The organism is Parashewanella curva (assembly GCF_003675895.1).
Classification (GTDB): Bacteria; Pseudomonadota; Gammaproteobacteria; order Enterobacterales; family Shewanellaceae; genus Parashewanella; species Parashewanella curva.
The window spans coordinates 1-9,377 of record NZ_ML014857.1 but is presented as its reverse complement, the minus strand read 5'-3'; the positions used below and the strand labels follow the sequence as shown (position 1 = coordinate 9,377).

Annotated in this window: 8 protein-coding genes and 1 pseudogene; 7 read left to right on the top strand and 2 right to left on the bottom strand. The window is 37.8% G+C overall.

The annotated features are described in order from the left end of the window. Positions 1–859: 859 nt before the first annotated feature. Both D5018_RS19530 and pepE read left to right on the top strand, forming a co-directional pair. Positions 860–1,333, top strand: coding sequence for a hypothetical protein (locus D5018_RS19530; RefSeq protein ID WP_121840666.1), 474 nt, complete (start codon positions 860–862; stop codon positions 1,331–1,333). 253 nt (positions 1,334–1,586) lie between these two features. Continuing rightward, positions 1,587–2,168: pseudogene (gene pepE, locus D5018_RS19525) on the top strand (dipeptidase PepE); the annotation flags it as partial. 664 nt (positions 2,169–2,832) lie between these two features. On the opposite strand, the gene rssA reads toward pepE, so the two are convergent. Both rssA and D5018_RS19515 read right to left on the bottom strand, forming a co-directional pair. Then, positions 2,833–3,723, bottom strand: coding sequence for a patatin-like phospholipase RssA (gene rssA, locus D5018_RS19520; protein ID WP_121840664.1), 891 nt, complete (start codon positions 3,721–3,723; stop codon positions 2,833–2,835). Between the two features lie 36 nt (positions 3,724–3,759). Further along, entirely contained in the window at positions 3,760–4,233 is a 474-nt protein-coding gene (locus tag D5018_RS19515; RefSeq protein WP_121840663.1) for a hypothetical protein, read from the bottom strand. A gap of 343 nt (positions 4,234–4,576) precedes the next feature. Here D5018_RS19515 and D5018_RS19510 point away from each other — a divergent pair, with 343 nt between their 5' ends. The 5 genes from D5018_RS19510 (at position 4,577) to D5018_RS19490 (ending at position 8,779) form a co-directional block, all read left to right on the top strand. Then, positions 4,577–5,482, top strand: coding sequence for a CorA family divalent cation transporter (locus tag D5018_RS19510; RefSeq protein ID WP_121840662.1), 906 nt, complete (start codon positions 4,577–4,579; stop codon positions 5,480–5,482). Positions 5,483–5,500: 18 nt separating this feature from the next. Beyond that, positions 5,501–6,658: a cation:proton antiporter gene (locus tag D5018_RS19505; protein WP_121840661.1), complete on the top strand. Its 1,158-nt coding sequence runs from the start codon at positions 5,501–5,503 to the stop codon at positions 6,656–6,658. A 111-nt stretch (positions 6,659–6,769) separates the two neighbouring features. Beyond that, positions 6,770–7,516, top strand: coding sequence for a mechanosensitive ion channel domain-containing protein (locus D5018_RS19500; protein ID WP_165905120.1), 747 nt, complete (start codon positions 6,770–6,772; stop codon positions 7,514–7,516). A 17-nt stretch (positions 7,517–7,533) separates the two neighbouring features. After that, positions 7,534–7,929, top strand: a complete 396-nt coding sequence (locus tag D5018_RS19495; RefSeq protein WP_121840659.1) for a DUF2391 family protein — start codon at positions 7,534–7,536, stop codon at positions 7,927–7,929. Positions 7,930–7,945: 16 nt separating this feature from the next. Then, positions 7,946–8,779 (top strand): mechanosensitive ion channel family protein, encoded by an 834-nt coding sequence (locus D5018_RS19490; protein ID WP_121840658.1) that lies wholly within the window; start codon positions 7,946–7,948, stop codon positions 8,777–8,779. The last annotated feature ends 598 nt before the right edge of the window (positions 8,780–9,377 follow it).

Genomic DNA, 9,377 nt, shown 5'->3' with positions numbered 1-9,377 from the left:
TATTAAAACTAAGGTCGTTAAGGTCGAGTGGTGATCTCGAAAAATATTGGGAATATCACAAAAAGCAATCCAAACAGAGGTTATACGGATGTTGATAACTGCGTCTGTTTAAAAGACCTACACCCAAACTCTTTTCCAACTCTCAATGCCTTTTGGCTACAGCGTATAAACCACTTCCGCTGCTCGTACGATAACGCACCTGCATGGATTCACTTACATTCGTCATACTGATTACCTAGCACTTACCCGATTCTGTGGTTATCAGGAGGAACGTCCTCTCACGATTCGTTTCCCGTCAATTAGACTTCGTTACGTTGTCAGGTTCGCTTCTTTATTCAGAACCTTAGGTTCATCTGGTGATACAGATGGTTCTCTCTTAGATCGGAGAACAGCGATCAACACGACTTCATGTCGCACTAAAGATCATACCGAACGAAACACGTTATTGGACAGAAATGAGCTAGTTCAGGGACTCTAAATGCTGCGATTTGATCAAGTAATTGGGGGAGTGGTTAACAGGATGGTAATTGAACTTTTCAGTTTTTTTTGTTATTTCCGTGGATAATATGAATACAACATTCTCAGGATACAGAGACATTATAATCACCAAATCTAGTACTCACTATTTCTGGGAGGCATCATTTTTAGTTATTGATATTGTTCTTCTAATGAATAACAGTCACTCTTCTTCACTTCATAATGGTTAACTTAAAATGTGAAAATGTAAGTTTTTTTTAAGCATGTGGAGATTATGATTAACTCAAGCGAAACCATGAGTCCTATCTTCAAAAAATAATACATGATGGCATATGGCTAATTCATAGTTGAAAACCACATAACCTAAGATGAGGGATTTTTAATGAAATCACTATTATTGTTTGCCGCATTGTCTTTACCAGCTATGGCGAAGTCACCAATCAAATTTTTTGGTGACTGGGAAGTGTTATCAGATGGACTTCACTTAACTGCAACCTCTGTACCTATCAAAATTTCAAAGCATGCTCTGTTTCTTACTTGCGACATTAACCATCAGAATTGCTCCTTCACTTATACTGATACAAAGCAATGTAATACAACAAACGAAAGGTACTTGATTATTTCAGCGTTGGCCGACGGTGTTTCAGTAGGCTTTCCTACTAGTTGCATAAATGGTCAGTGGACAGAAAAGCCTTGGGATTGGATTGACTTCCAGTCTATTCTGTATCATTCCAGAAAATATTTTTCCGTCTACTTTCCTGACGAGACAAATTCAACCAATATCTATAATAAGAGCGGTGCGACGGAAGCTATTAAATATGTGCTGGGTATTCAAAATAATTTCAATCAGGAATAATTAGCCTAAACAATAAGTATTTACTTCTATAGCACTCGATCTTGAAAAGAATTGGGGCAAAACCTTGTTAGGGACACACCAGCTTTTTATATCTTGAAATAAGAATCGGATTCCTGCTTGATATGAGTAATGAGCAACCATGTTGATGAAGGTTGACGTGGTTGGCTTTCTTTTAGTTTTGTTAATGTGACATGTTATGAGCGTTGAATGACAGCTTATGCCCATAAAATGTCAACTTATGCTCGAATCACCAGTAAGCATTAATTACGATACCTATACCGATATTGTGGTTGCTGCATTAGAGGAGCTTAATATCGAAGTGTCGAGCATTCATAATCATGCTGATCCCAAAAAAGCGATTGAACAAGCCGATGGCATTAAGGTTGGTGGTGGCAACACCTTCCATCTATTAAATGAGTTATACCGTTTAGATATTTTGCAACTCATCAAAGACAAGGTTAATCAAGGTAAACCTTACATTGGTTGGAGTGCGGGTTCTAACATCACAGGTTTAAGCATTCGAACCACTAATGATATGCCAATCGTTGAGCCACCCTCTTTTAATGCTCTAGGGTTAGTACCATTTCAACTTAATCCACACTATACCAACTACCAAGCACCGGGACATAACGGTGAAACACGTGCCCAGCGTTTATTAGAATTCACTATGGTCGACCCACACACGCCTGTTGTTGGTATTGCCGAAGGCACAGCCCTATTTCGACAAAGTGATAAGTTGAGTTTATTAGGTGATAAAGAGGCTTACTTATTCTGTGGTGACCAACAAGAAATTGCGATTCCTGTTGGTTCTGATTTATCGCATTTATTGGGTTGATAACCCTTTATAAAACTGTTTCTTTGCTACTAAGTCGTCATGCCTGAAGGTTGTAATCAGGCTTCAAGTGCCTTTTTAGCTAAAGTCTTAGTGTTGCACACGACTAACACCTTGGGCTTTCAGCCCAAACCCGACCAAGAAAGGGGTCACCAGCAACCCCTCTCTTGGATCTCTCCGTGCCGCCCAGTAAAGTTAAACGTTATTCCTCTTATGATAAAAAATACCTAACACTGCTGATGGTGCATCCATGCCCCCCAGAAGCTAGCGCAGCGTCCATGCTGCGCTTACTTTTTCACCAACGAGGAATAACAACTTTGCAATGGGAAGTCATCGTAGCCTGCAAGATTGTGTGCAATAGTTTATTAATTGGTTTTGCCCCATTATGAGTTAGTGTAAAAACTCCAAACAGTTCGAACACTTTAAAGTTTGATCTGGAATGACTTGTAAGTGATCATGAGCATTATGTTAGTGTTATCTTACTTTTGTTCTGTATTCATCAGAGGCCCAACAGATAAAATAGCCTTTGCAGGCTTCGCAGTCAGTCTAATTTCTCAATCTCTTGGAATAAGTCTGAATTCTAAACAATAAACATTTAAGATATCTAGGGGTGCCCTAAGGTTCAACTACAAATTAATCCAGAGCTCGGAAGGGTAAACCACTACGTTTACTGGCAAATATCCAGTAGTCTCTTAGCTGCTTCTCTAGTCACTGTAGCACCCTCTTCAATTGTTTGCTCTGCATGACTAAAGTCAAACATGCCAATTTCGGAGACTCGTGGCGACAGTAAAATATCAGGTGGATCTCCAGCCATTCTGCTTCGAGTAATTCTATCTTGCATGATATTGATAGAGGCCGTAACAACTTCCAATATACTTGGGTGAATACCACTGCCTCTATTGGAGCCTGGAATTATCCAATTTTTAACTTGTTCTAGTTTTCCTACTTCACCTACCTTGACAGTCTCTTCTTGTTTAGTAGTTTCGAAAATCGCATGTCTACCTACCAATTGAGTATTTAGATCTACTGCTATCACAACGTCTGCACCTAACGCTCGGCATAGAGAAATAGGAACAGGGTTGACTAAACCTCCATCAAGCAGCCATTTATCATTATGGTATAACGGGTTAAACAAACTTGGAAAAGTACATGATGCTCTAATGGCGTCAAGAATTGAGCCTTCACGAAGCCATACTTCTTGACCCGTTCCAAACTCTGTAGCCACTGCACCATATTTACAATCTAAATCTTCAATATCGGAAGCTATGCCGAGGTCTTCAAAGAAATTAATAAGTTTATTACCTTGTAATAATCCCCCTGATAGGTTGATATCAACGAAAGAAAGCAGTTCTTTCCAATTCAAAGCGGTTACCCATTGTTCAAGCTCATTTAAATGCCCTGTAGCGTTGGCTGCACCTACGAAAGCACCAATAGAGCTTCCTGCTATTACATCAGGTTTAATTCCAAGGTTTTTAAGTTCTTTAATAACACCAATATGTGCCCATCCTCTAGCTGCACCAGAACCTAGTGCGAGTCCTACTTTTACATGGTTATTCATTATTGACCTTAAATATCATGAAAAATGTCGAAATTATTAACTTTCAGTATGCGATTCTATTGTTGCGCTTAATTTTTGGTAGATACCAAGACCAATAATTACAAAGACAGAACACAAAATTAAAAATGAAGGATAAATAAGCAAACTAACATCTTTAGTACCTGCTTTAAAAATATAAACGAGGCCTTCCATACTGACAGCAATAGCAATTATCACCATTATTTTAGTGATTGTTTCTCTTGCTTCTTTTGGCTTTCTCAACTCTTTATTTCTATAAACCTCTTCTTCAACAAGATATTTAGCGACATCGATTATCGCAATAGAAATAATGATAGAACTAACAGATTGAAGCATGGTGTAGACGAACACGTCTGAAGATGTACTTATGGATATGACACCAATATATGTCGAGTATAGAGCCCAAAAGATTATAACGAGTGCTGTCGTAAAAAGTGATAAAGCGACAAAACCATATGAAAAGGTTGAAAATTTATCAAAAAATGACTTCATAACATCCTCTTATCAAAAATATTATTCTACATGACTGACTTCAAAATAGATATGTTGCCCCATCAAGCATCAAAATTTGAACAGAAACTTATCGACGAATATATGCTACGTTGGTATTAAAGTTAGTTATTGTGGTCCAGAGGTATCAGTTTATTGGCAGTTAGCACAATACGACAGTGCATTTACACTCACTGATTTTGTTCAAACCCTTGCCACCATCTTCTGGCAAGATTTTGACCTAAACATGCTAGAGGCTTAATTCAATAAAGGTGTTGAGAGCAAGCTTATCTATGAACTTTTAAATAAGGTATGATGATAAAACGTTCAATAAGTCATTTCTTGTATGGAAGAGCCAGACACTAATCCAGTAACAACTCCTTTCAATTGGCACCACTTAAGCCAAGCAGAATTAGATACTCAAAGCTGGCTAAAGACGAACTTGGACTTATCTGAAGAAGAAATAAGTGCGCTTTGTGATGAGTTAACACGACCAAGAGTTCTATTTACCAAGAATGGTGAACTTATCTGTATTTTACGAACCATATATACAGAAGCTGATGATACTTTTTCCATGGTTTCGATACGCTGCTTTGTATCACGCGAGCAGATTGTTTCTTTATCTCAGTATCAAATTGACTTTTTTCATCAACTTGAACGATTAAGCGTTAGAGATATTACCTCGGCAGATTTTTTCTATAATTTATGTGAATTATCTAGTAACCGCATAACCAACAAGATTGTCGAAATGGATGAAAAAGCCCATTGCTTACACGATATGTGGGATGATAATGAGAGTATTGAACTTAACAATATTTTAAAAATTAGAAAGCAAATTTCCCACATTCAGCGCTTTTTACTATCCCAAGCTGACGTTTTCTTAAAATTGGCTCAATATTTCAATTCCCATCGAAAGAATGAAGATCAAACCATGACGTCATCATGGCGTGAACTCAATAATGCAACCCACAGAGACATTGAGGCTCTAACTGAAATACGTGAAAGGCTTCAGATCTTGCAAGATGCGATAATGCAAAAACGTGAAGAAACACACAATAAAATTTTGTTTCTTATGTCATTAGTGTCTACTGTTTTTCTGCCTTTAACCTTTATCGCCAGCCTACTAGGAATGAATGTTAGTGGCATACCATTACAAACTGGTAGCGATGGTTTTTGGATATTGTGCGGCTTTCTTTGTTTCATCGCATTACTTGAACTGGCATTATTTAGACTTTGGAAATGGATCAAATAACCAAAATAAGAGGTAGTCATGCATCTCGATCCTGCTCTAGCTCCAACCGTTGCTTTAATTCTAATCGTACTGCTAATTGGAACTCTTATGCGGTTGCTGCAACAGCCTCATGTTGTTTCTTACCTATTGGCAGGGGTCATTGTTGGACCATTTGGCCTGAAGATCGTTAATGATGTTGACTTGATAAATCGCCTCGGTTCAATGGGGGTCATTTTATTGCTTTTCTATGTTGGAATGGAAACCGATATTCACAAATTAATGAGGCAATGGAAAATCATTATTTTTGGCACCTTATTTCAAATTTTGCTGAGTATTGTCGCGGTTTGGTTTCTTGGAAAAGTGTTCGATTGGGCACTGCCAAGAGTGGTGTTGATAGGATTTGTCATCAGCCTAAGTAGCACAGCTGTCTTAATTAAAATATTACAAGATTCAGGTGAAATAAACAGCAACATTGGACAAGGTGTTTTGGGCATTCTGTTAGCTCAAGATCTTGCTATTATTCCAATGATCATCATTATTGGTTTACTCAATACCGCCGAAACGACAGCTTCTCACTGGCAGTTGCAGCTAGTCGGTTCAATCATTATTGCATTGTTAATGTTGGTTATCGTTAAAAAAGAGCAAATCAAACTTCCTTATTCGTCATGGATCAAAAAAGATCATGAACTGCAACTGTTTATTGCTTTGATCATTTGCTTTGGTATGGCGTTAATCACAGCGGCATTTGAACTTTCTACGGCTTTAGGTGCGTTTGTTGGAGGAGTATTGGTAGGCTCTGCAAAGGAGTCTGAGTGGGTAACCAAAACACTGGAATCGTTCAAAGTGCTCTTTCTTGCTTTCTTTTTCTTATCGGTTGGAATGTTATTGAACCTTAATTACTTTTCCTCACATATTCCACAAGTTTTACTGCTAGTTTTAGCGGCCTTCATCACCAATACCATCATTAATGCGGGTATCTTAAAATTTGCCAATTTCAACTGGAAAGCAAGCTTGTATGCAGGTGCGCTGCTATCCCAAATTGGAGAATTCAGTTTTGTACTTGCGGCACTAGGTCTTCAAGCACAAATTATTAATGACGAATCCTACCAACTAGCGCTCTGTGTTATTGCAGTCTCATTAATGTTAGCGCCGCTTTGGATAAGTGGATTTAAGCGATTCACCATCAATCACAGATAGAGCAATATGTATTATCACATCATTTTTGATTACCTCACGCAAAGCAAAGTTCTCTTATCCATTGCTTATGTCGCCATTATCATATGCTTGAGATGGTTAATTGTTTTCATATTGAAACGCAAACCCACAAATGAAGATCATTTTCCAAAGCGATTAATCAATAGCGCCAATAAGATAGCAACCTTTACTATAACTCTTGGGATCATTTTAATTTGGTTGTCTGAATTAAGATTTTTGGCTTTATCGGTTGCCGCTTTTGTTGTGGCTTTAGTTATGGCGACAAGAGAATACATTCAATGTCTGCTTGGTGCGGTTTATATTGCCACAACACGAGCATTTTCCATTGGTGATTGGATTAAGGTGGGTGATCATTATGGCGAAGTTGTTCGAAGTGATTGGCTTTCGACAGCGCTACTGGAAATCGAAGTTTCGAATAAGTCTTACGAATATACGGGTGAAACCCTCATTTTACCTAACAACAAGTTTCTCATTAGCTCTGTTACCAATCTAAACTTTATAAAGCGTTATGTTGCCCACTCTTTCATTATCACTAGAGAACCCGAATCGGTTAACTTCGTGCAGCTCAAAGAGGCCATTTTACTCAAAGCGAATGAGTATTGCCTTCCGTTTAAAGACGTCGCAGAGCGATACAATAATTTACTTCAGCACCGACTTGGAATAAGTATTTTCGGCCCAGAAGCCAGTGTAAGACTATCAACATCTGAACTTGGTAAAAACCAGATCACCATAACCATCTTTTGCCCTACGCATGAGGCTTTAAACATTGAACAAAAACTCATCGACGATTTTATGTTACTGTGGTATCAAATTGTAGAAAGTACTAAAACAAAAAGTTAAATTAAGTTAAGGCAAACATGGGAAACACATTTAACAGTGAAGATTTGATACAAATCTGTGTTGGCGCTTTTGCGTTAGCGGTACCAATTTCGTTTTCAGAAGAAGCTTGGAAGTTAAGTGAAACTTTGCCTGCACTCAACCTCAGTTTATTATTCCTGATCTCAATTGGTTTTTTAAGTGTTTACACTTATCAGAGCGTATTTCAAAATAATGTTGAATCTCGAGTTTCACTATTTGTTCTCAGAATAGTACTCGCTTATATCATCACTTTTCTCGTCGTTGCTTTAGTACTGTTTTGCATCAACAAACTACCACTTTTATCCGAAACATGGGTCGCAGTTAAGCGAATCATTGTCATAACTATGCCAGCATCTATGGGGGCGATTGTAGTGGATAGCTTCGATAAAGAATAAGGTTAATGAGGTGAATATGGAAAAGCTACTAACTTGGTTTGATACCAACTCACATATGATTTGGGATTTCGGTACAGAAATTCTAGCTGCAATCTTTATACTTTTTATTGGTTATAAGCTAGCAAAATTTTTGAAAAAGAAAGTCATTAAATACAACGAAAAAAAAGGTATAGATGTCGCTATCAGCATGTTTTTAGCTGATATTATTTTTGCGACTATTATTGTTTTAAGTTTTATCACAGCACTCGCCAATTTAGGTGTTCAGACATCGACTTTTATCGCGGTCATTGGTGCATCAGGTTTAGCAATTGCTTTGGCGCTTAAAAACTCGTTAGCAAATTTAGCCTCAGGTGTGTTGATATCCGTATTACGTCCTTTCAAGGCAGGGCACTATATTGAAGCCGCAGGTAAGGCTGGAACAATCAGAAAAATCGAATTGTTTTATACCGAGTTAAATACCCCTGACAACAAAATTGTGCTCATACCTAATTCACAAATTTGGGGCTCGCCGATTGTGAATTATTCACGAGAGAGCACTCGGAGAATTGATTTAGTCATTGGTATTAGCTACGACAGTGATTTACTTAAAGCTAAAGAAATGCTGGTTGATATTATCAGTTATGATGCCAGGATTTTAAAAGATCCTGAATGTAAAGTTGCCGTTTCCGAACTTGCTGATTCTAGCGTTAATTTTATCGTCAGGCCGTGGGTCAATGCTGACGATTACTGGACCGTTCGCTCTGACCTACTGGAAACAATAAAGCTAAAATTTGATAATGCTGGCATTAGTATTCCATTCCCACAAATGGATGTACATTTACAGGGCAACCGCGCGATTAAGAATCGTTAAGCATTGGAAGCTTAGGAGTTGATTGTCGAAAGCAATTAATGGGTACACAGTTAAGCATAAAGGCACAAATATCGTTACAAACGAAAGAGTGAATTGAAGTGAAGTTTGACATATTTTGGATTGAGAAAATGACTTCCCAAGCTGAGTTATGTCCATTGCCGAGTCAGCTCTAAACGTAACCTGACTCGAAAATGCCCCATAATGAGATAGCTTGTGTCCTGTTAATTCTTAGACTTACTCAATATAAGTATTCCTTTATTGATCTTATACTCGACGAATTCTAATCCAAATTCATTTTTAAGAAATTCTATCATCCCATCTTTTAGGATGTCTTCTCCGTGATACCCTGTAATAATGGAAGTGATGGTTTGCTCGCTATTTGTGTTGTGGTAACAATATAATAATTCAGCAAATTCCAATGGAACGCCACGAACATGAGTATGACTTTCTAAGTTTTCATTAAAAATTTTAGTAACTATTCAGCCCATCTGACTCAATCTGCTTAAAATAGCAACGGTTGATTCACCATTTTACTTGATCCTCAATGATCATTTGACCGATCTTCCCAGTATGTCATGCTGACCAAATATTTAGTCAA

Bases quoted from the DNA above. Each gene is read 5' to 3' on its own strand.
- D5018_RS19530 (WP_121840666.1), top strand. From the start codon at position 860: ATGAAATCACTATTATTGTTTGCCGCATTGTCTTTACCAGCTATGGCG.
- rssA (WP_121840664.1), bottom strand. From the start codon at position 3,723: ATGAATAACCATGTAAAAGTAGGACTCGCACTAGGTTCTGGTGCAGCT.
- D5018_RS19515 (WP_121840663.1), bottom strand. From the start codon at position 4,233: ATGAAGTCATTTTTTGATAAATTTTCAACCTTTTCATATGGTTTTGTC.
- D5018_RS19510 (WP_121840662.1), top strand. From the start codon at position 4,577: ATGGAAGAGCCAGACACTAATCCAGTAACAACTCCTTTCAATTGGCAC.
- D5018_RS19505 (WP_121840661.1), top strand. From the start codon at position 5,501: ATGCATCTCGATCCTGCTCTAGCTCCAACCGTTGCTTTAATTCTAATC.
- D5018_RS19495 (WP_121840659.1), top strand. From the start codon at position 7,534: ATGGGAAACACATTTAACAGTGAAGATTTGATACAAATCTGTGTTGGC.
- D5018_RS19490 (WP_121840658.1), top strand. From the start codon at position 7,946: ATGGAAAAGCTACTAACTTGGTTTGATACCAACTCACATATGATTTGG.